This window comes from Bacillus sp. SIMBA_031, from assembly GCF_046535225.1.
In the GTDB taxonomy this organism is placed as follows: domain Bacteria; phylum Bacillota; class Bacilli; order Bacillales; family Bacillaceae; genus Bacillus; species Bacillus velezensis.
The window spans coordinates 1,358,326-1,381,828 of sequence record NZ_JAWRXC010000001.1 but is presented as its reverse complement, the minus strand read 5'-3'; the positions used below and the strand labels follow the sequence as shown (position 1 = coordinate 1,381,828).

31 protein-coding genes and 1 riboswitch are annotated in these 23,503 nt (G+C 46.8%); of the genes, 28 read left to right on the top strand and 3 right to left on the bottom strand.

Annotated elements, in window-relative coordinates; translation table 11 throughout:
* The first annotated feature begins 3 nt into the window (after window positions 1-3).
* The 13 genes from SB724_RS06525 to lysA all read left to right on the top strand — a co-directional run bounded on the left by SB724_RS06525 (window position 4) and on the right by lysA (window position 10,290).
* Window positions 4-822 (top strand): purine-nucleoside phosphorylase, encoded by an 819-nt coding sequence (locus tag SB724_RS06525; protein ID WP_007409407.1) that lies wholly within the window; start codon window positions 4-6, stop codon window positions 820-822.
* Between the two features lie 136 nt (window positions 823-958).
* Complete coding sequence (locus SB724_RS06520) at window positions 959-2,128, top strand: D-alanyl-D-alanine carboxypeptidase family protein (RefSeq protein ID WP_410570492.1); 1,170 nt, start codon at window positions 959-961, stop codon at window positions 2,126-2,128.
* 95 nt (window positions 2,129-2,223) lie between these two features.
* Window positions 2,224-2,577, top strand: a complete 354-nt coding sequence (spoIIAA, locus tag SB724_RS06515) for an anti-sigma F factor antagonist (RefSeq protein ID WP_007409411.1) — start codon at window positions 2,224-2,226, stop codon at window positions 2,575-2,577.
* Window positions 2,574-3,014 (top strand): anti-sigma F factor, encoded by a 441-nt coding sequence (gene spoIIAB / locus SB724_RS06510; protein WP_003153347.1) that lies wholly within the window; start codon window positions 2,574-2,576, stop codon window positions 3,012-3,014. The genes spoIIAA and spoIIAB overlap by 4 nt, the downstream gene beginning before the upstream one ends.
* A gap of 11 nt (window positions 3,015-3,025) precedes the next feature.
* Window positions 3,026-3,793 carry an RNA polymerase sporulation sigma factor SigF gene (gene sigF / locus SB724_RS06505; protein WP_003153348.1) on the top strand — a complete coding sequence of 256 codons (768 nt, stop codon included), beginning with the start codon at window positions 3,026-3,028 and terminating at the stop codon, window positions 3,791-3,793.
* A 126-nt stretch (window positions 3,794-3,919) separates the two neighbouring features.
* Window positions 3,920-4,540 carry a stage V sporulation protein AA gene (locus SB724_RS06500; protein WP_007409412.1) on the top strand — a complete coding sequence of 207 codons (621 nt, stop codon included), beginning with the start codon at window positions 3,920-3,922 and terminating at the stop codon, window positions 4,538-4,540.
* Window positions 4,530-4,955: a stage V sporulation protein AB gene (locus SB724_RS06495; protein WP_029326122.1), complete on the top strand. Its 426-nt coding sequence runs from the start codon at window positions 4,530-4,532 to the stop codon at window positions 4,953-4,955. The genes SB724_RS06500 and SB724_RS06495 overlap by 11 nt, the downstream gene beginning before the upstream one ends.
* Before the next feature lie 12 nt (window positions 4,956-4,967).
* A complete protein-coding gene (gene spoVAC / locus SB724_RS06490) occupies window positions 4,968-5,420 on the top strand; it encodes a stage V sporulation protein AC (protein WP_007612334.1) in 453 nt (150 codons plus the stop codon).
* A gap of 11 nt (window positions 5,421-5,431) precedes the next feature.
* The gene (spoVAD, locus tag SB724_RS06485; RefSeq protein ID WP_044802121.1) at window positions 5,432-6,448 is read left to right on the top strand and encodes a stage V sporulation protein AD; all 1,017 of its coding nucleotides are present in this window, start codon (window positions 5,432-5,434) and stop codon (window positions 6,446-6,448) included.
* Window positions 6,449-6,799 carry a stage V sporulation protein AE gene (spoVAE, locus tag SB724_RS06480; RefSeq protein WP_007409415.1) on the top strand — a complete coding sequence of 117 codons (351 nt, stop codon included), beginning with the start codon at window positions 6,449-6,451 and terminating at the stop codon, window positions 6,797-6,799.
* 3 nt (window positions 6,800-6,802) lie between these two features.
* Window positions 6,803-7,411 carry a stage V sporulation protein SpoVABEA gene (spoVAEA, locus tag SB724_RS06475; protein ID WP_029326123.1) on the top strand — a complete coding sequence of 203 codons (609 nt, stop codon included), beginning with the start codon at window positions 6,803-6,805 and terminating at the stop codon, window positions 7,409-7,411.
* Window positions 7,365-8,846, top strand: coding sequence for a spore germination protein (locus tag SB724_RS06470; RefSeq protein WP_410570489.1), 1,482 nt, complete (start codon window positions 7,365-7,367; stop codon window positions 8,844-8,846). The genes spoVAEA and SB724_RS06470 overlap by 47 nt, the downstream gene beginning before the upstream one ends.
* A 124-nt stretch (window positions 8,847-8,970) precedes the next feature.
* Window positions 8,971-10,290: a diaminopimelate decarboxylase gene (lysA, locus tag SB724_RS06465; protein ID WP_410570487.1), complete on the top strand. Its 1,320-nt coding sequence runs from the start codon at window positions 8,971-8,973 to the stop codon at window positions 10,288-10,290.
* 44 nt (window positions 10,291-10,334) lie between these two features.
* On the opposite strand, the gene SB724_RS06460 is transcribed toward lysA, so the two are convergent.
* On the bottom strand, window positions 10,335-11,234 hold the full coding sequence (locus tag SB724_RS06460; RefSeq protein WP_082998695.1) for a DUF1002 domain-containing protein: 900 nt from the start codon (window positions 11,232-11,234) through the stop codon (window positions 10,335-10,337).
* A 284-nt stretch (window positions 11,235-11,518) separates the two neighbouring features.
* Here SB724_RS06460 and SB724_RS06455 point away from each other — a divergent pair, with 284 nt between their 5' ends.
* The 9 genes from SB724_RS06455 (at window position 11,519) to ribT (ending at window position 18,180) form a co-directional block, all read left to right on the top strand.
* Window positions 11,519-11,950 carry a peptidylprolyl isomerase gene (locus SB724_RS06455; protein WP_003153363.1) on the top strand — a complete coding sequence of 144 codons (432 nt, stop codon included), beginning with the start codon at window positions 11,519-11,521 and terminating at the stop codon, window positions 11,948-11,950.
* Between the two features lie 149 nt (window positions 11,951-12,099).
* Window positions 12,100-12,591, top strand: coding sequence for a CcdC protein domain-containing protein (locus SB724_RS06450; protein ID WP_410570485.1), 492 nt, complete (start codon window positions 12,100-12,102; stop codon window positions 12,589-12,591).
* A gap of 82 nt (window positions 12,592-12,673) precedes the next feature.
* Window positions 12,674-13,249, top strand: a complete 576-nt coding sequence (lepB, locus tag SB724_RS06445; protein ID WP_032861567.1) for a signal peptidase I — start codon at window positions 12,674-12,676, stop codon at window positions 13,247-13,249.
* A gap of 246 nt (window positions 13,250-13,495) precedes the next feature.
* Entirely contained in the window at window positions 13,496-13,840 is a 345-nt protein-coding gene (locus tag SB724_RS06440; protein ID WP_410570482.1) for a hypothetical protein, read from the top strand.
* A 120-nt stretch (window positions 13,841-13,960) separates the two neighbouring features.
* Window positions 13,961-14,107: riboswitch (FMN riboswitch) on the top strand.
* 131 nt (window positions 14,108-14,238) lie between these two features.
* Complete coding sequence (gene ribD, locus SB724_RS06435) at window positions 14,239-15,354, top strand: bifunctional diaminohydroxyphosphoribosylaminopyrimidine deaminase/5-amino-6-(5-phosphoribosylamino)uracil reductase RibD (RefSeq protein WP_410570480.1); 1,116 nt, start codon at window positions 14,239-14,241, stop codon at window positions 15,352-15,354.
* Window positions 15,335-15,982: a riboflavin synthase gene (ribE, locus tag SB724_RS06430; protein ID WP_007409425.1), complete on the top strand. Its 648-nt coding sequence runs from the start codon at window positions 15,335-15,337 to the stop codon at window positions 15,980-15,982. The genes ribD and ribE overlap by 20 nt, the downstream gene beginning before the upstream one ends.
* Before the next feature lie 14 nt (window positions 15,983-15,996).
* Entirely contained in the window at window positions 15,997-17,193 is a 1,197-nt protein-coding gene (locus SB724_RS06425; protein WP_410570478.1) for a bifunctional 3,4-dihydroxy-2-butanone-4-phosphate synthase/GTP cyclohydrolase II, read from the top strand.
* 32 nt (window positions 17,194-17,225) lie between these two features.
* Window positions 17,226-17,708, top strand: a complete 483-nt coding sequence (ribH, locus tag SB724_RS06420) for a 6,7-dimethyl-8-ribityllumazine synthase (RefSeq protein ID WP_410570476.1) — start codon at window positions 17,226-17,228, stop codon at window positions 17,706-17,708.
* A 97-nt stretch (window positions 17,709-17,805) separates the two neighbouring features.
* A complete protein-coding gene (gene ribT / locus SB724_RS06415; RefSeq protein ID WP_003153373.1) occupies window positions 17,806-18,180 on the top strand; it encodes a GNAT family N-acetyltransferase RibT in 375 nt (124 codons plus the stop codon).
* 65 nt (window positions 18,181-18,245) lie between these two features.
* On the opposite strand, the gene SB724_RS06410 is transcribed toward ribT, so the two are convergent.
* Both SB724_RS06410 and SB724_RS06405 read right to left on the bottom strand, forming a co-directional pair.
* Window positions 18,246-18,767, bottom strand: coding sequence for a DUF309 domain-containing protein (locus SB724_RS06410; RefSeq protein ID WP_007612304.1), 522 nt, complete (start codon window positions 18,765-18,767; stop codon window positions 18,246-18,248).
* 87 nt (window positions 18,768-18,854) lie between these two features.
* On the bottom strand, window positions 18,855-18,944 hold the full coding sequence (locus SB724_RS06405) for a YjcZ family sporulation protein (RefSeq protein WP_003153376.1): 90 nt from the start codon (window positions 18,942-18,944) through the stop codon (window positions 18,855-18,857).
* Window positions 18,945-19,151: 207 nt separating this feature from the next.
* Between SB724_RS06405 and SB724_RS06400 the strand changes: the two genes are divergently transcribed.
* The 6 genes from SB724_RS06400 (at window position 19,152) to spmB (ending at window position 23,448) form a co-directional block, all read left to right on the top strand.
* Entirely contained in the window at window positions 19,152-19,907 is a 756-nt protein-coding gene (locus SB724_RS06400) for a segregation/condensation protein A (RefSeq protein WP_007409427.1), read from the top strand.
* Window positions 19,897-20,490, top strand: a complete 594-nt coding sequence (scpB, locus tag SB724_RS06395; protein ID WP_007409428.1) for an SMC-Scp complex subunit ScpB — start codon at window positions 19,897-19,899, stop codon at window positions 20,488-20,490. The genes SB724_RS06400 and scpB overlap by 11 nt, the downstream gene beginning before the upstream one ends.
* 89 nt (window positions 20,491-20,579) lie before the next feature.
* Entirely contained in the window at window positions 20,580-21,065 is a 486-nt protein-coding gene (locus tag SB724_RS06390) for a DUF3907 family protein (RefSeq protein WP_003153380.1), read from the top strand.
* Window positions 21,066-21,177: 112 nt separating this feature from the next.
* A complete protein-coding gene (locus SB724_RS06385) occupies window positions 21,178-22,329 on the top strand; it encodes a D-alanyl-D-alanine carboxypeptidase family protein (protein ID WP_410570473.1) in 1,152 nt (383 codons plus the stop codon).
* A complete protein-coding gene (locus SB724_RS06380) occupies window positions 22,317-22,907 on the top strand; it encodes a nucleoside recognition domain-containing protein (RefSeq protein WP_003153385.1) in 591 nt (196 codons plus the stop codon). Before SB724_RS06385 ends, SB724_RS06380 begins: the two co-directional genes overlap by 13 nt.
* 4 nt (window positions 22,908-22,911) lie before the next feature.
* Window positions 22,912-23,448 carry a spore maturation protein SpmB gene (gene spmB / locus SB724_RS06375; protein ID WP_003153387.1) on the top strand — a complete coding sequence of 179 codons (537 nt, stop codon included), beginning with the start codon at window positions 22,912-22,914 and terminating at the stop codon, window positions 23,446-23,448.
* The last annotated feature ends 55 nt before the right edge of the window (window positions 23,449-23,503 follow it).

The following is a 23,503-nucleotide window of genomic DNA, read 5'->3' as shown; positions in this document are numbered from 1 at the left end:
TTTTTGAAACAAAAAATCGAACGTGCTGCTGCATTTATTAAAGAACACGTGAAAGAAACACCAAAGATCGGTCTGATTTTAGGGTCAGGGCTCGGCGTATTGGCCGATGAAATTGAAGGAGCTGTCAAGCTTACATATGAAACGATCCCTGATTTTCCGGTCTCAACGGTAGAAGGCCATGCCGGCCAGCTTGTGATGGGAACGCTTGAAGGTGTGCAGGTCATCGCGATGCAGGGCCGCTTTCATTACTATGAAGGCTACTCAATGGATCAGGTCACATTTCCCGTCCGCGTGATGAAGGCGCTCGGCGTTGAATCCCTTGTCGTGACGAACGCAGCCGGCGGTATCAACACTGAATTCCGCGCCGGCGATCTGATGATTATTACAGACCACATCAACTTTACGGGCACCAACCCGTTAATCGGGCCGAACGAAGCTGAATTCGGACCGAGATTCCCGGACATGTCAGAAGCCTATGACAAAGAGCTGTCAGGCTTGGCTGAAAAAACGGCCGATGAGCTGGGCATTCCTGTTCAAAAAGGGGTGTATACAGCTGTTACGGGGCCGTCTTACGAAACGCCTGCAGAAGTTCGGTTTTTAAGAACGATGGGTTCTGACGCTGTCGGCATGTCGACCGTGCCGGAAGTCATCGTCGCCAACCACGCGGGGATGCGCGTGCTCGGCATCTCATGCATTTCCAACGCGGCGGCAGGTATTCTTGACCAGCCGTTATCACATGAAGAAGTAATGGAAATGACGGAAAAAGTAAAAGGCGGCTTTTTGAAGCTTGTAAAAGCCGTAGTCGCACGTTCTCAAAAATAAGTCAGCATCAGTCAGCTGTTTCTTCGGAAGCAGCTGTTTTTTTGTGCCCTCAACACGAAACATTTTCCAGATGAGGCGTATAAAACCACCGGATTTGGAAAAAATAAAAAGGATTATGAAATGGAGGGCTTTGGAGATGAAACGTCTTATATCCACTTTGTTGATTGGCATTTTATTAACGGCATCAGCACCGTCCGCTTTTGCAAAGCCGGACGGAAAACATACATCGGAGCTCGCTCATGAAGCCAAAAGCGCCGTGCTGATTGAACGCGATACGGGAAGCATTCTTTATAACAAGAACAGCCGGGAGCGTCTGGCGCCGGCAAGCATGACAAAAATCATGACCATGCTTTTAATCATGGAAGCGCTTGACAAAGGGAAAATAAAGATGAGCGATAAAGTCAGGACGAGTGAACATGCCGCGTCCATGGGCGGATCACAGATTTTCCTTGAACCCGGAGAAGAAATGACGGTAAAAGAAATGCTCAAAGGAATTGCGATAGCTTCCGGAAATGACGCATCTGTCGCAATGGCGGAGTATATCGCCGGTTCAGAAGAGGATTTCGTCAGCCGGATGAACAAAAAAGCAAAAGAATTGGGATTGAAAGATACCTCCTTCAAAAACCCGACGGGACTGCCCGAAAAAGACCATTACAGCTCTGCTTATGACATGGCGAAAATGGCGAAGGAATTATTAAAGTATGATAAAATCACTCAATTTACGGGAACGTATGAGGATTATTTAAGAGAAAATACAGACAAAAAGTTCTGGCTCGTCAATACAAACCGGCTGATCAAATTTTATCCGGGTGTAGACGGCGTGAAGACGGGCTTTACAGGCGAAGCGAAGTATTGTTTAACCGCCACCGCTAAAAAAGGAAATATGAGGGTCATTGCTGTCGTTTTCGGAGCCAGCACTCCGAAAGAAAGAAATGCCCAAGTGACCAAAATGCTTGATTACGCCTTCAGCCAGTTCAAAACACACCCGCTGTACAAACGGGATCAAATCGTCGGAACGGTAAAAGTGAAAAAAGGAAAAAAGAAACTGATCAAGCTGACCACATCTGAGCCGATTTCTCTTCTGGCCAAAAAGGGAGAGAACATGGACAAAGTAAAAAAAGAAGTGAAAATCAAAGGCAATGTAACGGCTCCGGTTAAAAAAGGAGAGGTGCTCGGCAGCCTCGTTCTGAAAAAAGACGGAAAGTTGCTCGTTGAAAGCCCGGTCACGGCAAAAGACGACATGGAAAAAGCGGGTTTTCTCACTTTTCTGAAGCGGACGATGGGAGATTGGACAAAATTTAAATAATCGTGGCGAACGGGCACTAGTTTTGTCATAGTGAAGGAATTGCTTTCCCGAAAATCGAAACACTCATTATCCGATCATATCAAGGAGGAATGAGCATGAGCCTTGGAATTGACTTTCATGTCAAAGAATCCGTGCTTTGTATTCGATTAACAGGTGAACTCGACCATCATACGGCAGAATCATTAAAACAAAAGGTTACTGAATCGCTGGAGGCTGACGGCATCCGTCACATCGTGCTGAACCTTGAAGATCTTACCTTCATGGACAGCTCCGGCCTCGGCGTGATTTTAGGGCGTTATAAACAAATTAAACAGCTCGGCGGAGAAATGGTCGTGTGCGCGATTTCGCCCGCGGTGAGACGTCTGTTTGACATGTCCGGCCTGTTTAAAATCATCAGGTTCGAACAATCAGAACAAAAAGCGCTTTTAACGTTGGGGGTGGCATCATGAAAAACGAGATGCATCTTGAATTTTCAGCCCTCAGTCAGAACGAATCGTTTGCGCGCGTAACAGTTGCTTCTTTTATCGCACAGCTCGACCCGACGATGGATGAGCTGACGGAAATCAAGACCGTCGTATCAGAAGCGGTAACAAACGCAATCATCCACGGCTATGAAGAAAACTGTGACGGAAAGGTGTACATCTCCGTTACGCTGGAGGATCATGTCGTCTATCTGACCATACGTGATGAAGGCCTCGGGATCACGGATCTTGAGGAAGCGCGCCAGCCGCTCTTTACGACAAAACCCGAGCTTGAGCGCTCCGGAATGGGCTTTACCATTATGGAAAACTTCATGGATGATGTCACGATTGATTCCTCGCCGGAGATGGGAACGACAATACGCTTAACAAAACACCTATCAAAAAGCAAAGCGCTTTGTAATTAAGGAGATTTGTTATGGATGTGGAGGTTAAGAAAAACAGCAAAAACGCGCAGCTCAAGGACCATGAAGTCAAAGAATTAATCAAAAAGAGCCAAGAGGGCGACCAGCAGGCAAGAGACCTCCTCATAGAAAAAAACATGCGTCTTGTGTGGTCCGTCGTTCAAAGGTTCTTAAACAGAGGCTATGAGCCGGACGATCTGTTTCAGATCGGCTGTATCGGATTGTTAAAATCCGTTGATAAATTCGATTTGTCCTATGATGTCCGTTTTTCAACTTATGCCGTGCCGATGATTATCGGAGAAATCCAGCGCTTCATCCGCGATGACGGAACCGTCAAAGTATCAAGATCTTTAAAAGAGCTCGGCAATAAAATACGCCGGGCGAAAGATGAACTGTCAAAAACATACGGAAGAGTGCCGACCGTCCAGGAAATCGCGGACCATTTAGAAATTGATGCGGAGGATGTGGTGCTTGCGCAGGAAGCGGTGCGGGCGCCTTCATCCATTCATGAGACCGTGTATGAAAATGACGGAGACCCGATCACCCTGCTTGATCAGATCGCCGATCATTCAGAAGAGAAGTGGTTTGACAAAATCGCCCTCAAGGAAGCGATCAGTGATTTGGAAGAACGGGAAAAACTCATTGTCTATCTGAGATATTATAAAGATCAGACACAGTCGGAAGTAGCCGAACGGCTCGGGATTTCCCAAGTCCAGGTATCGAGGCTGGAGAAAAAAATATTAAAGCAGATTAAAGTGCAGATGGATCATACGGAAAGCTGACCTTTTACGGGCCGGCTTTTTTTATTTGTGTATCGGTGGTAATTTATGGTCTTTTGCCGCTGATGAATGAGAACAAAAGTGAACCACATACTACATATATAACCACCCGAAAGATGGTGATGCAAGATGGAAAGACGAATATTTCTCAGACTTCGCCACCGCGTGAAGGCTCATACCGGAGATATCATCACAATCGGCGACGCCGCGCAGATCGCGGGACAGCAAAAGCTGAAAAAAAAACTGTCGGCACTGCCGCTGTATAAGGTCACGAAAAAAGACAAAAATATCGTCGTGCTGGACATCATAAAAGTGCTGAAAACCATTCATACCGCTTTTCCCGCTCTTGATGTACAGACCGTCGGCGGCGCTGAAACGATAGTGGAAATCCATTACCAAAAAAAGCAGCTGTCAGCCGTTTTATTCGTCGGTGTCTGGCTCCTGCTTTTTATCGGTTCATGTCTTGCCATTATGAATTTTCATGAAGATGTCAGTATGAGAGAAGTTCATATCGCCTTATATGAAATCATAACGGGCGAACGGAATGAATATCCGTATCTGCTTCAGATTCCATACAGCATCGGCCTCGGTCTCGGTATGATCGTCTTTTTTAATCACATCTTCAAAAAACGCCTGAATGAAGAGCCAAGCCCGCTGGAAGTCGAGATGTTTAATTATCAGCTTGATCTCGATCACTATGTCGCAATGCACGAAAATGAAGAGACGATGAAAGATCTGCATGATCGTTAGCATTCTTTTCGTTATATTTGTCGGGCTTGGCGGAGGGCTGACCGTGGGTGCGGGCTTTGTGGCTTTTTTAACCGTTATGGGAATCGTCCCCCGCCTTATGCAGCTGACAAAAACAATGCGCTTTGTACAGGCCTACGAAGGAGCTGTTATTTCAGGAGCTGTGTTCGGCGGCTGGGAAACCTTAAATATGAATCATTTTTTTTTATCTGAATGGCTGGCCGTTCCGGTCGGGCTTTTGGCCGGCATGTTTGTCGGCATGCTGGCCGCCGCGCTTACAGAAGTGCTGAATGTGCTTCCCATTCTTGCCAAACGGATCGGCTTCGGCAGCAAAATCATCATATTGCTGATGGCCATTGTGTTCGGCAAAATAGCCGGCTCTTTATTTCATTGGCTGTATTTTATCCATCATTCATAAGGAGGAAACGACGTGACAAACTTAAAAGAAAATTACAAAACAAAAGTGAAAGACTATCAGCCGAAACCGCCATATGTTTGGAATTGCGTCAAAGCCTTTCTGATCGGCGGTTTGATCTGTCTGATCGGGCAGGCTCTTCAAGACTTTTACATCCACTTTTTTAATTTCAATGAAAAAACAGCGGGCAACCCGACGTCCGCCACTCTTATTTTAATTTCCGCCCTTTTGACCGGATTCGGTATTTATGACAGACTCGGGCAGTTTGCCGGAGCGGGTTCAGCCGTGCCGGTGACGGGTTTTGCAAACAGTATGACAAGCGCCGCTCTGGAACACAGAAGTGAAGGACTCGTGCTCGGGGTAGCGACAAACATGTTTAAATTGGCGGGAAACGTCATTGTATTCGGCGTCGTGGCAGCCTATATCGTAGGTCTGATACGGTTTGCTTGTGAAAAACTGTTTTCGTAGGAGGAGAAAAAATGAAATTGACCGGAAAGCAAACCTGGGTATTTGAAAACCCGTTATTTGTAAATTCGGCGGGGACGGCCGCCGGACCGAAAGAAAAAGACGGCCCGCTCGGTTCGCTGTTTGATAAGACATACGATGAAATGCACTGCAATCAGAAAAACTGGGAAATGGCGGAACGTCAGTTAATGGAAGATGCCATCAACTCCGCTTTGCAAAAACAGAATTTGAAAAAGAGCGATATTGATTTGTTACTCGCGGGGGATCTTTTAAATCAAAATGTGACCGCCAACTACGTCGCCAGACATCTGAAAATTCCGTTCCTCTGTCTGTTCGGCGCCTGTTCGACTTCAATGGAAACGATTGCCGTCGCATCCGCGCTCATTGACGGCGGTTTTGCGAACCGGGCGATCGCAGCCACGAGCAGCCATAACGCGACGGCAGAACGGCAATTCCGCAATCCGACGGAGTATGGCGGGCAAAAACCGGATACCGCCACTTCAACGGTCACGGGGGGCGGGGCGGTCATCATCAGCCAAAACCCTTCTGATATCAAGATTACAAGCGCAACAGTGGGAAAAGTAAGCGACCTCGGAATAACAGATCCGTTCGATATGGGATCCGCCATGGCGCCCGCTGCCGCCGACACAATCAAACAGCACCTGCAGGACTTGAACCGTACGGCGGATGATTATGATCTGATTTTAACGGGTGACCTTTCAGGCGTCGGCTCGCCGATCGTGAAAGATTTGCTCAAAGAAGAAGGCTATCCTGTGGGAACGAAACACGATGACTGCGGTCTTCTCATCTATACGCCGGACCAGCAGGTGTTTGCGGGCGGAAGCGGCTGCGCCTGCTCTGCGCTTGTTACGTACACACATATTTTTAATCAATTAAAAGCAGGGACCCTAAACAGGGTACTCGTTGTCGCGACAGGAGCGCTTTTAAGTCCGACAATGATCCAGCAGAAGGAAACCATTCCGACCATCGCGCACGGTGTGGTATTTGAGCGGGCGGGAGGTGCATCATAAATGGAATATCTGTTGGCTTTTGTTTGCGGGGGAATCATCTGCATTATCGGTCAGCTGCTGCTTGACATTTTTAAACTGACACCCGCCCATGTGATGACAACTTTTGTCGTCATCGGCGCCTTGTTAGATGGGTTCGGAATATATGACAAATTTATCGAATTCGCGGGTGCGGGCGCGACGGTTCCCATCGTCAGCTTCGGTCACAGCTTATTGCACGGCGCCATGCATCAAGCTCACGAGCATGGATTTATCGGGATCGCCATGGGGATTTTTGAACTTACTTCCGCCGGTATATCTTCAGCGATTTTATTCGCATTTCTTGTAGCCGTTATTTTTAAACCGAAAGGATAATGCCTGATGACGAAACGGAAGGTCATTCTTGTGACAGACGGGGACGTATACGCCGCCAAAACAATTGAATATGCCGCGGAAAAAGCAGGCGGACGGTGTATTTCCCAATCAAAGGGCAATCCGTCAACGAGAAGCGGGCCCGAACTTGTTCAGCTGATTAAAGCCGCGCCGAATGACCCGGTGTTTGTCATGTTTGACGATTCAGGCCTGCAAGGGGAAGGGCCGGGCGAAACGGCGCTGAAATATGTTGCCTCACATCAGGACGTTGAAGTGCTGGGGGTGATTGCGGTCGCTTCTAAGACCCATCAGGCTGAATGGACGAAAGTCGATGTCTCCATTGACCGTGATGGAGAAGTGACGGAGTTTGGCGTCGATAAAACCGGAATGAGAGAAATGGACGAGCACAGAATGAACGGAGATACGGTGTATTGTCTGGATAAATTGGACGTTCCCCTCATTGTGGGCATCGGCGACATAGGAAAGATGGGGAGAAAAGATGACATATCTAAAGGCTCGCCGATCACGATGAAGGCGGTCGAATTCATTTTAGAAAGGAGCGAAAGCCATGCCGGAAAAACCGGAAAACATGATCAAGGTGTACCGGGATCCTAGAAAAAATGAACAATTTTTTAAAGACCGCGTCGGTATGGGAACGAGCTATGATGTCGGCGTCCGCAAAGTTCGAGTATTAGACCGGGAAGTCCAGATTTACTTTGTCAACGGATTAACCGATACTTTGTTTATCGTTCATTTAATGGAACAGCTCGTCGACATCAATAATTATGACGAGAATGCGGATGAAGCGATTGACGTTGTTGAAAACAGGCTTGTCAATCAGCAGGTCCAAAAAGTCAAAACGCTCGACGAAGCAACGGATCAGGTGCTTTCCGGACTTGTCGCCGTTATCGTTGAAGACGCGGGCTTCGCCTTTATCGTTGACGTCAGAAGTTACCCCGGACGCACACCAGAAGAACCGGATACGGAAAAGGTCGTCCGCGGAGCAAGAGACGGTTTTATCGAAAATATCGTCATTAATACAGCATTGATCAGAAGACGAATCAGGGACGAAAGGCTCCGCGTCAAAATTACGAAAGTCGGCGAGCGCTCTAAGACCGATCTTGCGATTGTGTATATAGAGGACATCGCGGATCCGGACCTTGTCAGCATCGTCGAAAACGAAGTGAATGCGATTGACATTGACGGATTGACGATGGCTGATAAAACGGTGGAAGAATTCATCGTCAAACAGGGCTACAACCCGTTTCCGATGGTCAGATACACAGAGCGGCCGGATGTGGCCGCCAATCACATTTTGGAAGGGCACGTCATCATCGTCGTTGATACGTCACCGAGCGTGATCATAACGCCGACAACGATTTTTCACCATGTTCAGCATGCGGAAGAATACAGGCAGGCGCCTTCAGTGGGAACATTTTTAAGATGGATCAGGTTCTTTGGTATTATCGCTTCAACGGTCCTGCTTCCGATCTGGTTCCTCTTTGTTCTTGAACCGTCTCTTCTGCCTGAAAGATTGGATTTTATCGGTTTAAATAAAAATACGCACATCCCGATCATTCTGCAAATCTTTTTGGCCGATTTGGGGATTGAGTTTCTCAGGATGGCCGCGATCCATACGCCGACCGCTTTATCCACCGCCATGGGTCTGATTGCGGCGGTGCTGATCGGTCAAATCGCCATAGCGGTGGGGCTGTTTTCAGCAGAAGTGATTCTGTACGTATCGATCGCTGCCATCGGATCATTTACCACGCCGAGCTATGAGCTCAGCCTCGCCAATAAAATGATACGCCTCATCTTAATGGTGCTCGTGGCCATTTTCCAAGTGAAAGGCTTTGTGATAGGCTTTACATTGCTGCTGATCATAATGGCGAATATCCGCTCGTTTCACACGCCGTATTTATGGCCGTTTTTACCGTTTAACGGCAAGGCGCTGTGGCAGGTGCTCGTCCGGACGACAGTGCCGGGAGCCAAAGTCAGGCCGAGCATTGTTCACCCGAAAGACCGTCAAAGACAGCCAAGCGGTTCATAATCGCATTGAAACCGACAGAAGATTATGATATTGTATGTCTTAACTTATACGGGACTTGTATAAGGACAGCTCAAAAGAAGCTGTCCTTTTCACCCATATGCGGATCAGAAAGAGGGAATGAGCATTGTTCTTACATGGCACAAGCAGACAAAACAAACTAGGTCATTTGGAAATCGGAGGTGTGGACGCGCTGTATTTAGCGGAGCATTACGGCACGCCTCTTTATGTTTACGATGTGGCTTTAATACGTGAGCGCGCTAAAAGCTTTAAACAGGCATTCATTGACGCGGAATTAAAGGCACAGGTCGCGTACGCGAGCAAGGCGTTTTCTTCCGTTGCGATGATACAGCTCGCTGAGCAGGAGGGGCTCTCATTGGACGTTGTATCCGGCGGAGAGCTGTTTACGGCGGTTGCGGCTGGTTTTCCGGCTGACAGGATTCACTTTCACGGCAATAACAAAAGCAAAGAAGAGTTGAAAATGGCGCTCGATCATCAAATCGGCTGCATCGTCGTTGATAATTTTCATGAAATATCCTTACTTGCGGAACTGTGCCGCAAATCAGGGCGCACAATGGATGTGCTTCTGCGCATCACTCCGGGGGTAGAGGCGCATACGCATGATTATATTACGACGGGACAGGAAGATTCCAAATTCGGTTTTGATCTGCATAACGGGCAAATAGAAAAGGCGATTGAACAAGTATTACAGTCAGACCATATCCGCCTCCTCGGCGTTCACTGCCACATCGGATCACAAATTTTTGATACGGCGGGCTTTGTGCTGGCCGCAGAAAAAATCTTCACAAAACTGAATGAATGGAGAGAATCATTCGGCTTTGTCTCTGAAGTGCTGAATTTAGGGGGCGGCTTTGGCATCCGCTACACGGAGGAAGATGAACCCCTGCATCCCGCCGTTTATGTGGAAAAAATTATCGAAGCGGTAAAAGAAAACGCAGCGCTGCACGCTTTTGACATTCCGGAGATCTGGATTGAACCGGGACGCTCGCTTGTCGGAGACGCCGGAACGACGCTTTATACCATCGGTTCGCAAAAAGAAGTGCCCGGCACCCGTAAATATGCAGCGGTTGACGGGGGCATGAGCGATAATATCCGTCCTGCGCTATATCAGGCGAAATATGAAGCCGTATCGGCAAACAGAATCGGAGAACACCACGACAAAACGGTATCCATCGCGGGTAAGTGCTGTGAAAGCGGTGATATGCTCATTTGGGATATAGATCTTCCGGAAGTGAAAGAAGGCGATCTTCTCGCCGTTTTCTGCACGGGAGCGTACGGATACAGCATGGCTAACAACTACAACCGCATTCCGCGTCCCGCCGTCGTTTTTGTGGAAGACGGCGAAGCGCATCTTGTCATTAGAAGGGAAACTTATGAAGACATTGTAAAACTGGATCTGCCGTTTAAGGCGGGGGTCAAACAATAAATAAAAAAGAGACCGGAACAATGGCGTCCGGTCTCTTTTTGCATTCAGCTGTTAGAACTTGATCCGCTGTCTCCTGTGAATACAGACACGATCGCATTCCAAATCGAAGCGAAGAAATCAATGACTTTTTGAACAAAGCTTTTGCCTTCATCGGATTGAATGAACTTCGTGATTTTGTCTTTTGCCTTATCGAGCTGGCTGCCGACTTGGCCCCAATCAATCTTGGCATTTTTCATTTTATTAAACAATGAAACGAGCTGGTCTTTTTGAGCGTCAGTCAGTGTAATGTTAAGGGTTGAAGCCGCATCATCGACCTTTTTCTCGATTCCTTCTTTTGTATCGGGCACACCGTTTTTCGCGAAATCATCTTTAATGTTTGCGATGAGCGCGGAGGCGTTTTTATCCCCGATTTTATCCCCGAGATCTGATGTCGTAACAAGCTCTTGGTTGGCGACCTGTTTTACATCTTCTGAAATCGCTTTGTCTGATGAGACTTCATATGCCTTGATGATTCCCGTTAATGCTGCGGTGCCTGATACCTCAAACGGCGCCGTCACGTATACTTTCGCATCTTTCACTCCTGCTGTCATCAGGGCGTTTAAGTACATTTCATCCGTGATGGAATCGATATTATGGGTCTTAACGTCAAGACCGGACCCTTTCTTTGCCACCGTGATGGATGATGAAGAGATGGCTCTTGTGCCGATTTGGGCATTCGATATATATTTTCCCAGATATTCATGTTCTTCTTTATTCGTGACCGTCACTTTTGTCGCGTTATCAGGGACATTTAATTCGTCAAGCACTTTCTGACGGTTTTCGTTTGACAGATCCGCCCCCAGTGTGACGATGACATCTCCGACTGCGGCATCGGCCAGGCTGATTTTCGGTATTGTGCACAATACAACGGCCGCCGCCAGCAATCCAATCCACATTTTTTTCAAAGCGGTTAACCTCCTTCTTTTCACAAATGCCGTTTTGAAGCGGTTTGTGAGGGCCTGCGTGAAGCAGTTCCGATACATAGACGGCTGTGAAGCTGTTCTGGTTTCATTTTCTTTCTGCGGAAGCGGGGAGATTCGTTTTCCGGCTGAAGGTGTGGTATAATAGCCGCGAAAAGAAGAGCAGAGGCCTCTTCCTTCAAAAGAATATCAAAAAGAAAGCCGGCTTACAATTGAAATTCATATTGAAGAAGGCTTTGACAAAAAACAATACGGAAGTAGGAATGAGAATGAAAACTGGTTACATCGAAATGGAAAACGGCAGCAGAATCGAATTTGAACTTTATCCGAATGAAGCGCCTAATACAGTCGCTAACTTTGAAAACCTGGCGAATACGGGCTTTTATGACGGCGTTATTTTTCACCGCGTGATTCCGGGCTTTGTCAGCCAAGGCGGAGATCCGACTGGGACAGGCATGGGCGGAAGCGGAAAAACGATCAAATGTGAAACAGAAGGCAATCCGCATAAGCACGAAGCCGGTTCTTTATCAATGGCGCATGCCGGTAAAGACACGGGTTCAAGCCAATTCTTCATCGTACATGAGCCGCAGCCGCATTTAAACGGCGTTCATACTGTATTCGGAAAAGTGACAAGCGGTTTAGAGCATGCGAAAAACATGTCTAACGGAGACAAAATGAAAGAAATCCGTGTAGAAGGATAATGACGGAAAACCCGCCTTTTTCAGGCGGGTTTTTTTATGTATATGAAAATTCTCATGTGTAAATCATGAAAAAATACATATATGAACGATAGCAGTTCCTCTGGTATAGTGATAAAGACCGATTACAACAATGAAAAGAGGTAGAAACGTTGGTTCAATTGGCAACCGTTTTATTTGTCATTAGTATTCTCGCACTTATTATTTGGTTCAGGGTGAAAAAGGGGAACAGGCCGATTAAAGGCGGCGGCTTCGGCATCATTCTCCCGCTTTTAATTATCGCCGTCATTTTTACATTCAGCATCAGCCAGCTCATGAATATCCCGGGAAAGCCGTTTCATTTTCCCGCTCTTTGGGAGCTCGCCATCGCCGGACTGTTAGGCGCGGTATTCGGCGTCATCATGCTGTCGCAAACCGCCTATGAAATCCGGGAAGACGGCTTTGTCTACTCCAAGCGGAATAAAAACTTTAAATATGTCATTATCGCGATTATTGCGATCCGTATCGTGCTCAGCCAATATTTCAAAAACATTGACGCTGCGGAATTCGCCGTTTTAACGATGGAACTTGCTTTTGTGTATTTGTGCATTTGGCGGATCGGAAGCTTTGTGAAATACCGTAAAATCAGCAGATCCGGCTTATAAAATGAAAAAAAATGGGATGAGGTGCGGGGCTTATTTGCCCTCTGTGCAGGGATTCATGGTAAAATAAAAACGACCATGGCTAATGGGAGGAAATCACTTGAAATCAGAAAAAGAAAAAACTTCTAAAAAAAGCGCCGTACTTGATTGGGCGAAAGCCATTATCATCGCTGTCGTTCTGGCACTGCTCATCCGAAACTTTTTATTTGCCCCTTATCTCGTTGATGGAAGATCAATGGATCCGACGCTGCATGACCGCGAGAGAATCTTTGTCAATATGACGGTCAAATACATAAGCGACTTCAAACGCGGCCAGATCGTCGTTCTGAACGGAGAAAACGAGCACTATGTCAAACGGATTATCGGACTCCCAGGCGACACGGTGCAAATGAAAAACGATCAGCTGTACATCAACGGCAAAAAAGTGTCCGAACCGTATTTAGCGGCAAACAAGCACAAGGCGAAGCAAGACGGCTATGACCGGCTGACAGAAGACTTCGGCCCGGTGAAGGTGCCGGACGACAAATATTTCGTCATGGGTGATAACCGCAGAGAATCTATGGACAGCCGCAACGGCCTCGGTCTTTTTACGAAAAAACAAATAGCGGGTACTTCAAAATTCGTCTTCTTCCCGTTTAACGAAATTCGCAAGACGAAATAAACCGTACAGGCAGTTTTCTTATAAGAAAACTGCTTTTTTATATAAATTTATCTTTCCACCCTCAAAAACAGAACATAAATTCGTATATCTATTTAATAGATAGAAAGTTTTACAGATACATGAAACATCTTCCCTTTATGAAACGTTATATGAATAACTCACGCAGGGAAGAACGGTTTTCTATTCATGAAAAAAAGGAATATGACATAGTAATGAATAGATTGATACGGGCTGGAGGTAGAAAAAATGGGAAGAATTAAAACAAAAGCAGCCATTTTACTTGTACTGCTGCTGTTATTGGCGGGCGGTTATATGGTCATAAATGATATTGAACTGAAAGACGTGCCGACTGCAATCGGACAAACCCTGTCCCAGGAAAAAGAAGAATATACAGTCAAAACATATAAAATTACGAAAATCGAAGGAACTGAGTACCACGGTACGGCAGATAACGGCACAAAAATTATTTTTAACGGCGATAAGCTGAAGCAGGATCTCTCCGATATGAAAAAGGGAGATAAGATTAAAGCGTATTTCAGCAAATCAAACCGGATTGACGGCTTATTGAAGGTCGTCAAAGTGAACGAATAAATAAAGGCGCCCTTTTATGAGAAAAGGGCGCTTTTTATTTTTCTGAATAATTAGGTGCAAATTCATTGCGCCTGCCGCAAAGGATGTTATAATAGCGGATAAGGACAAAAAAATATTGATTGTATCCTTCGGGGCTGGGTGAAAATCCCGACCGGCGGTAATAAGGCGTTTTGCGCTTTACAGCCCGTGACCCGTATGCATCTGTATACGGTGGATTCAGTGAAAAGCTGAAGCCGACAGTGAAAGTCTGGATGGGAGAAGGATGAGAGAAGCTATGCAAAAAATAAACTTACTGTATAGTCTTATTTCCTATGGATTAAAACTGGCAAAGCCCCGAATTGTGTAAACATTCGGGGCTTTTTTGACGCCAAATTGCGTGGAAGAAGGGAGGGATAACGATGGAAGAATATTATATGAATACGGCAATAGAACTTGCCAGACGCGGTGAAGGACAGACACAGTCCAATCCTCTTGTCGGCGCTGTCGTCGTCAAAAACGGACAGATCGTCGGAATGGGCGCCCATTTGCAATACGGAGAAGCGCATGCCGAGGTTCACGCGATTAATATGGCCGGCAGACACGCAAAAGGCGCCGATTTGTATGTGACGCTGGAGCCTTGCAGCCATTACGGAAAAACACCGCCATGCGCCGAACTGATAATAAAGTCGGGGATAAAAAGGGTGTTCATCGCGGTGAAAGATCCGAATCCGCTTGTAGCCGGAAAAGGCATCGGAATGCTGGAAGCAGCGGGCATCGAAGTGAAAACCGGACTTCTCAGGCAGCAGGCAGAAGAGCTGAATAAAATGTTTCTTCACTTCATGCGGACCGGACTTCCGTATGTCACCTTGAAAGCGGCCGCGAGCCTTGACGGGAAAACAGCGACTGAAACCGGTGACAGCAAATGGATTACATCAGAGGCGGCAAGGCTTGATGCCCAGCAATACAGGAAATCGCATCAAAGCATTCTTGTCGGAGCAGGCACAGTCAAAGCCGATAATCCGAGCCTGACCTGCAGGCTTCCTGATGCGGTGAAGCAGCCGGTCAGAGTGATTCTCGATACAAAGCTGACCATTCCTGAAACGGCAAATGTGCTCACTGACGGCGCTGCGCCGACATGGATATTTACGGCCAAAGGTGCAGACGTGCAAAAGAAAGACCGGCTGACCGCACTCGGAATAAAAGTTATTCCGCTGGAAACAGACCGCATTCACGTCCCTGAGGTGCTCAGCATTCTTGCTGAAAAGGGCATAATGTCCGTTTATGTGGAAGGCGGAGCATCCGTACACGGAAGTTTTGTCAAGGAAGGCTGTTTCCAAGAGCTTCATTTCTATTTCGCCCCTAAATTAATCGGAGGAACGCTTGCTCCCAGCTTGATCTCCGGTGAAGGTTTTCAATCAATGAAAGATGTCTCCCATTTACAATTCACACAAATCACCCAAATCGGGCCGGATATAAAACTGACGGCCATACCTAAAGATGGAAAGGATGGTGACGATGTTTACAGGAATCGTTGAAGAAACAGGCACGATCCAAGCAATCAAAAAGACAGGCCTTTCCATGGCATTAACCATCGCCGCTTCAAAAGTGACAAGTGATGTGAAGCTTGGCGACAGCATTGCGGTAAACGGCATCTGCCTGACCGTAACCGGATTTTCTGACAATCAATTTACGGTTGATGTCATGCCGGAAACAGTGAAAGCCACTTCGCTGAACGGCTTGTCAAAAGGCAGTAAAGTAAACCTGGAAAGAGCGATGTCCGCCAACGGACGGTTCGGCGGCCACTTTGTATCAGGGCATGTGGACGGAACGGCGGAAATTACGCGGATCGAGAAAAAAAGCAACGCGGTCTATTACGATTTAAAACTTTCGCCGGAATTGACAAAAACGCTCGTATTGAAAGGTTCAATTACGGTAGACGGCGTGAGCCTGACGATTTTCGGTTTATCAGACGAAAGCGTAACGGTATCCATCATTCCGCATACCATCTCAGAAACGATTTTTCAGACGAAAACAGTCGGATCGACCGTAAATATTGAGTGTGACATGATCGGCAAATACTTATACCGCTTTTTGCACAAAACAGAACAAACGAAAAGTAATCAAACTATCACGGAAGCCTTTTTAAGCGAGAACGGCTTTTAGAAAGGAAGATCGATATGTTTCATCCGATAGAAGAGGCGTTAGAGGCGCTGAAAAAAGGTGAAGTCATCATTGTTGTCGATGATGAAGACAGAGAAAACGAAGGAGATTTCGTAGCGCTGGCTGAGCATGCCACGCCGGAAGTGGTTAATTTTATGGCGACCCATGGGAGAGGCCTGATCTGCACGCCGCTGTCTGAAGACATCGCCGGCCGGCTGGATCTTCACCCGATGGTCGATCATAATACGGACTCACATGAGACCGCGTTTACGGTCAGTATTGACCACAGGCTGACAAAAACGGGCATCAGCGCGCAGGAACGATCCTTTACCATTCAGGCGCTGTTGAACGAAGAATCTGTGTCTGACGATTTTCAGCGTCCGGGCCACATTTTCCCCTTAATCGCAAAAAAAGGAGGCGTCCTGAAGCGGGCCGGCCATACGGAAGCAGCCGTTGATCTTGCAAAAGCCTGCGGATTTCAGGGGGCGGGCGTCATTTGTGAAATTATGAATGAAGACGGCACAATGGCCAGAGTGCCGGAGTTAGCCGAAATCGCCGAACGCCACCAGCTGAAAATGATTACGATAAAAGACTTAATAGAGTACCGTTACAACATTACGACACTTGTGAACAGAGAAGTTGATATTACGCTGCCGACTGACTTCGGCACGTTTAGGGTTTACGGATATACAAACGAGGTTGACGGAAAAGAACATCTCGCCTTTGTCATGGGGGATGTCCCGTTTAACAGCGAACCCGTTCTTGTCAGAGTGCACTCAGAATGCCTGACGGGCGATGTGTTTGCATCCCATCGCTGTGATTGCGGACCTCAGCTTCATGCCGCGCTTGCGCAAATTGCTGAAGAAGGCCGCGGCGTTCTATTGTATTTGCGCCAGGAAGGCAGAGGAATCGGTTTAATCAATAAGCTGAAGGCGTACCGATTGCAGGAACAAGGGTATGACACGGTTGAAGCGAACGAAGCGCTCGGCTTTCTGCCTGATCTGCGCAACTACGGCATCGGCGCCCAGATTCTCCGCGACTTAGGGGTTCAGCATATGAAACTTTTAACCAATAACCCCCGGAAAATCGCCGGCCTCGAAGGATACGGTCTCAGCATTTCAGAACGGGTGCCGCTTCAAATGGAAGCGAGTGAGCATAACAAGCAATATTTACAGACCAAAATGAAAAAACTTGGACATCTGCTTCATTTCTAAAAACAAATCTCACAAAAAAGGATGGATAACATATGAATATCATACAAGGAAACCTAGTAGGAACAGGTCTTAAAATCGGAATCGTCGTCGGCAGATTTAATGAATTTATAACGAGCAAGCTGTTAAGCGGAGCGGAAGACACGTTGCTTCGCCACGGTGTAGAATCAAACGACATTGACGTCGCTTGGGTGCCGGGAGCGTTTGAAATCCCGTTTGCGGCAAAGAAAATGGCGGAAACGAAAAAATACGATGCCGTCATTACGCTCGGCACGGTTATCAGAGGAGCGACAACGCATTATGACTATGTCTGCAATGAAGCGGCAAAAGGCATTGCCCAGGCGGGAACGGCGACGGGCGTCCCGGTTATCTTCGGCATCGTGACGACTGAAACCATTGAGCAGGCCATCGAACGAGCCGGAACAAAAGCCGGAAATAAGGGAGCGGATTGCGCAGTATCTGCCATTGAAATGGCAAACTTAAACGTTCATTTGAATAATTTGTTGAAAAGCGTTTAAAACAGCGGCGAAAATGATATAATGTGAGGAAACGGATCGCCTTTATGTATCCGTTTGATAGGACATGAATGGACATTTTGGATATAGAGGGGTTTTTATGTTAATTCGTTATAAAAAATCGTTTGAAAAGATTGCGATGGGTCTTCTGTCATTTATGCCGAATGAAAAAGATCTCAAGCAGCTTCAGCAGACAATAAAGGACTATGAAACGGATACTGGCCGCCAGCTCTTTCTTTGGAAAGAGGATGAAGATATCGTCGGAGCGATCGGAGTCGAAAAAAAGGACTCAGAAGTTGAAATCCGGCATATCAGCGTGAATCCTTCTCACCGCCATCAAGGAATCGGAAAGCAAATGATGGACGCCTTAAAACGTCTGTTCAAAACGGAGGCACTCGTTCCGAATGAATTAACGCAAAGCTTTTTTGAACGCTGTCAACATCAAAAAGATCAGGATATCTCATATAATAACTGACAAATGCTCCCGGAATCTTCACGGTTTCGGGAGCTGTTTTGATATAGAAAAAGCAGGGCTGACCGTCAGCCTCTGCTTTTTTTTCTTCTCTCAATTTCCCGTTCGCGTTCCTTAATGACATCCGTCCTGTCCCGCAGGCGGTGTTTATGAATAAGAAAGGTATCTGATACGCCGTCTTGCCCCCATGTATAGCCCTTTCGGCGGCATTCGGCAAGACATGCTTCTTTCAGGGCTTCATCTGTAATCGGCAGCATAACACTTTTATAAGGCAGGCCCGCTTCTATATCGTCTGCCAGCGTTTCTATCAGCTCAATCAGCTTCGGATGGCTGAGACCGAGAGAACAGACCGCCTGCTTTTCAGACCGGAGAATACGTAAGCTGTTGGCAATCAGCCGTTTCGCCCCGGCTTCATTTCCCCTGCGCTGGTGATACAGAGCGACGGCAAGCTGAATCAGGCCGACCCAATGAATGCTCCGCTTTTCAGCCGGGCTTTCTTTCCAATATTCCTCTAACAGTTCATGACACTCAAAATAATCTCTTGATGCGTGAAATTCGGCCAAAAAGCCGATATAAGCTTTAGGATACAAGCCGCTTCCTCCTTTTATGCTAAAACCAGTGTACCACAGCGCTATGAAAAGGAAAAAAGAGCGGCTTGGTGCCTGAAGCCTGATGAACTAGCAGATGTAAGATGCTCCTACGACAACGAGCAAAATAAACAGAACGACAATTAATGCAAAACCTCCGCCGAAACAAGCTCCGCTCATGTGAAATCAGCCTCCCTTTGTTTCAAGTTTACACGGCTATCATATGTGCATCCGCCTTTAAAGGTATAGGCGTATATCTTCTTTTTCAGTATTTTCTAAATAACGGAGGACGTGTATAAAAGTATTGGACGAGAGCATTTCGGTGGATTATACTAAAGGGTAGCCAGTTTTTCCGGCAATGAGAGTGATATTGAAAATGGTGAGATAATGGTAGAATATCAAGTGAAAATTGATACGTTTGAAGGCCCATTGGACCTGCTGCTTCATCTGATTAACCGTCTTGAAATCGACATATACGACATACCCGTGGCAACCATTACTGAACAATATTTATTATATGTACATACAATGCAAGAGCTTGAACTTGATGTCGCCAGTGAATATCTGGTCATGGCGGCGACGCTTCTCAGCATTAAAAGCAGAATGCTGCTTCCGAAACAAGAGGAAGAGCTGTTTGAAGACGAAATGCTTGAAGAAGAAGACCCTCGGGACGAGCTGATTGAAAAGCTGATTGAGTATAGAAAGTATAAAACCGCTGCGAAGGATTTAAAAGAGCGGGAAGAAGAAAGACAAAAGTCATTTACAAAGCCGCCGAGTGATTTAAGTGAGTATGCAAAAGAAATCAAACAGACCGAGCAGAAACTGTCGGTGACCGTTTATGACATGATCGGCGCGTTTCAAAAGGTGCTTCAGCGTAAAAAAATCACGCGGCCGAAAGAAACGACCATTACAAGACAGGAAATACCGATTGAAGACAGAATGAACGAAATCGTAAAAAGCTTAAAAACGGCGGGGAGAAGAATAAACTTCACGGAGCTTTTTCCTTCTCGGCAAAAGGACCATCTCGTCGTGACGTTTTTAGCAGTCCTGGAACTGATGAAAAATCAGCAGATTATCATTGAACAGGAAGAAAACTTTTCAGATATATACATTACGGGGAGTGAATCCATTCATGGCGCTTGATATCGTGAATTGGAAAGCGATTGTGGAAGCCTTGCTGTATGCGGCGGGTGATGAAGGGCTGACCAAAAAGCAATTGGTGACGGTGCTTGAAATAGAAGAAGCGGAACTGGCCGGAATCATGGAAGAAGTGGCCGCTCAGTACAAGGAAGACGACAGAGGCATCGAGCTTACCGAATATGCGGATACGTATATGCTTGGAACGAAAAAAGAATTCGTGCCTTATTTGAAAAAACTAATCGAAGTGCCGTCAAAAGGGCTGTCACAGGCTTCTTTGGAAGTGCTGGCGATCGTCTCGTACAAGCAGCCGATCACACGGGCGGAAATTGAAGATATCCGGGGCGTGAAGTCTGAACGGATTCTGCACAGCCTCGTGTCAAAAGCGCTGCTGTGTGAGGTGGGCCGCGCCGACGGTCCCGGCCGGGCGATTTTATACGGCACGACACCGGTATTTCTTGAACAATTCGGCTTAAAAACATTGGAGGAGCTCCCGCCGCTTCCTGAAAATGCGGAGGAAGACGTTCTCCAGGAGGAAGCCGATTTATTCTTTGAAAACTTCAACCAAACTTTTGAGGATATTAAATAATAATCGTTTTTCATCATACGATAGTAGGGAAAGGCCATTGATGAATGACGCAAATGACGACGTACAAGAGAGGAAGGAAACGGACGGAAATGGGAAATTCGATTGTGAGGGCCCATACTGAAGAAACTGGTGAATTTTTAGCCGAGGTTGTCACGATGGTCAGCAGCTATTTAAATCATACAACATTGCCGGAGATGCGGGCTCAAGGAGAGGCGGATGAGGCATACTGCCGCGACGTGCTCAGTGTGCTGAGGAGGATGACCGTCTTTTGCGAAGGCGCCCAGGAAGCCTGCAGGCGGCTTTTAATGCAGGAGCCGTTTCATGAGGTGAGAGCGGAAAAAACGCTGTATAAAGTGTATCATCAGTGCGTGGAAGAGTTTTTCATGCCGAAAAAGGATACATGGTACGAAAACAGCCGCGCCGCTTATACAGGCCAAAGCGCGATTGAATTCTACCAGCAAGTGCCGGATTCGCTGCGGAGCCTTCTGCTTTCGCTCAGCAGTGAATTTCTGCGCATGCGGGAAGAATTGGCGCAATATGAAGCATCAGGCTCAAATATGGCATCAGTCAGATAAAAACTCTTCCTTTTGGGAGAGTTTTTTTATGTGAAAGTGATGCAATTGGTATTCATAAGTCATGGACATGCGCATAAACTTGTACAAACCCACAACAAGGACGTGAGCATTCATGCGCTTTCTCAAAAAAGCTGCCGTATTTCTTTTGACTTTTGTTATTCTTTTTTTCATTACAGACGGCAATACGGCACATGCCCAAATACATGTCAGCGCAAAAAGCGCGATTATAATCGACGGAGCATCTGGCAGGGTGTTATTCGCCAAGGATGAACATCATAAGCGGCGGATTGCAAGCATTACGAAAATCATGACGGCGGTGCTGGCGATTGAATCAGGGAAGATGGAAGAGACCGTGACGGTTTCCCCGAATGCCGTAAAAACGGAAGGCTCAGCCATTTATCTTCAGCCGGGACAAAAAGTGAAGCTGAAAGATCTCGTATACGGGCTTATGCTGAGATCAGGAAATGACGCCGCTGCAGCAATAGCTGAATATGTCGGCGGAAGCCTTGACGGTTTTGTATTTATGATGAACAAAAAAGCCGAGCAAATCGGGATGGAAAATACAAAATTTCAAAATCCGCACGGACTGGACGACCATGAAAATTTATATTCAACGGCGTATGACATGGCGCTTTTGACTAAATACGCGATGAAAATCAAGGAATACCGGACCGTTTCAGGCACAAAAGTGTATAAGGCGGAAACGATGGACCGGGTATGGAAAAATAAAAACAAGCTTCTCACAGGGCTCTACCGTTACAGCACAGGCGGAAAAACAGGTTACACAAAAATCGCGAAACGGACGCTCGTCTCGACGGCCTCAAAAGACGGTACGGATCTCATCGCGGTCACTATAAATGATCCGGATGATTGGGATGATCATATGAATATGTTTAATTATGTCTTTGATCACTATAAAACCTATGTCGTCGCCAAAAAAGGCGGCATCCCGAAGCTGAAAAAGACGTTTTACGGAAAGCGCGCTTTTATTGCCCGGGATGTCAAATATTTGTTAAAAGAGGATGAAATCGACGATGTGAAAATCCGCACAACCTTAATAAAACCGAAAAAAACCTGGAAAAAGGACGCCTCTCTCATTCCTGATGTCGTCGGCCGAATGACTGTTATGCATGATGGGAAAGTGATCGCCAAGATCCCCGTCTATTATGAAAACGAGCGCCATAAAAAACCGAAAAAGCATTTCATTGAGACGTTTACGAGCCTGTTTATGAGCGCGGCGGGCGGTTCGTCATGGTCAATTTAATCTGGGTATGTCTGACGGTAATCGGACTTGTCTTTGCGATGTTTAACGGTACCTTGCAGGATGTGAATGAAGCCGTTTTTAAAGGAGCGAAAGAAGCGGTTACGATCTCGTTCGGATTAATGAGCGTTCTCGTGTTCTGGCTCGGCCTGATGAAAATAGCCGAGCAGTCCGGCCTTTTGGATATATTCAGCAGAATGTGCCGCCCGTTTATTTCTAAGCTGTTTCCCGATATTCCCCCTGATCATCCGGCGATGGGATACATCTTATCAAATCTCATGGCAAACTTTTTCGGACTGGGAAATGCGGCGACACCGCTCGGCATTAAAGCCATGGAGCAGATGAAAAAGCTGAATGGAGGTAAGTCTGAGGCCAGCCGTTCCATGATTACCTTTTTGGCGGTAAATACTTCGAGTATTACATTGATACCGACAACCGTCATTGCCGTGCGCATGGCTTACTCGGCGAAATCACCGACCGATATCGTCGGGCCGACCATCTTAGCGACTTTAATTTCGGGAATCGGCGCGATTTTCATTGACCGCTACTTCTGGTACCGCCGCAAAAGAAAAGGGAGGTAAGCGAATGGAAATGGTGAATTGGCTGTCTTTAGCCATGATTCCGATTATTATCGCCGGTATATTGATATACGGCACGATCAAAAAAGTGCCGACGTATGAATCATTCGTTGAAGGCGGAAAAGAAGGAATTGAGATTGCGTTTTCCATCATTCCCTATTTGGTTGGGATGCTGGTGGCGATTACCGTATTCCGGGCCTCGGGCGCGCTGGATTTTGTCATGGGGCTGTGCAAGCCTTTCTTTACAGCGCTCGGCATTCCCGCAGAAGTCGTGCCGCTTGCTCTGATCCGCCCGATTTCGGGGACGGCGGCGCTCGGCATGACGACAGATCTGATCGCCGTGTACGGGCCTGATTCATTTATCGGCAGGCTGGCTTCGGTCATGCAGGGATCGACTGACACGACGCTGTATGTCCTGACGGTGTATTTCGGGGCGGTCGGCATCAAAAAAATGGGGGATGCTTTAAAGGTTGGTCTTCTTGCTGATTTGATCGGGGTGGTTGCATCAATCATCATAGTTACGTTATTATTTGGAAGCGCCTGAAATCAGGCGCTTTTTATATATCAGAATAACTCGTCCTTGAAAAAGCTTGTTTGTT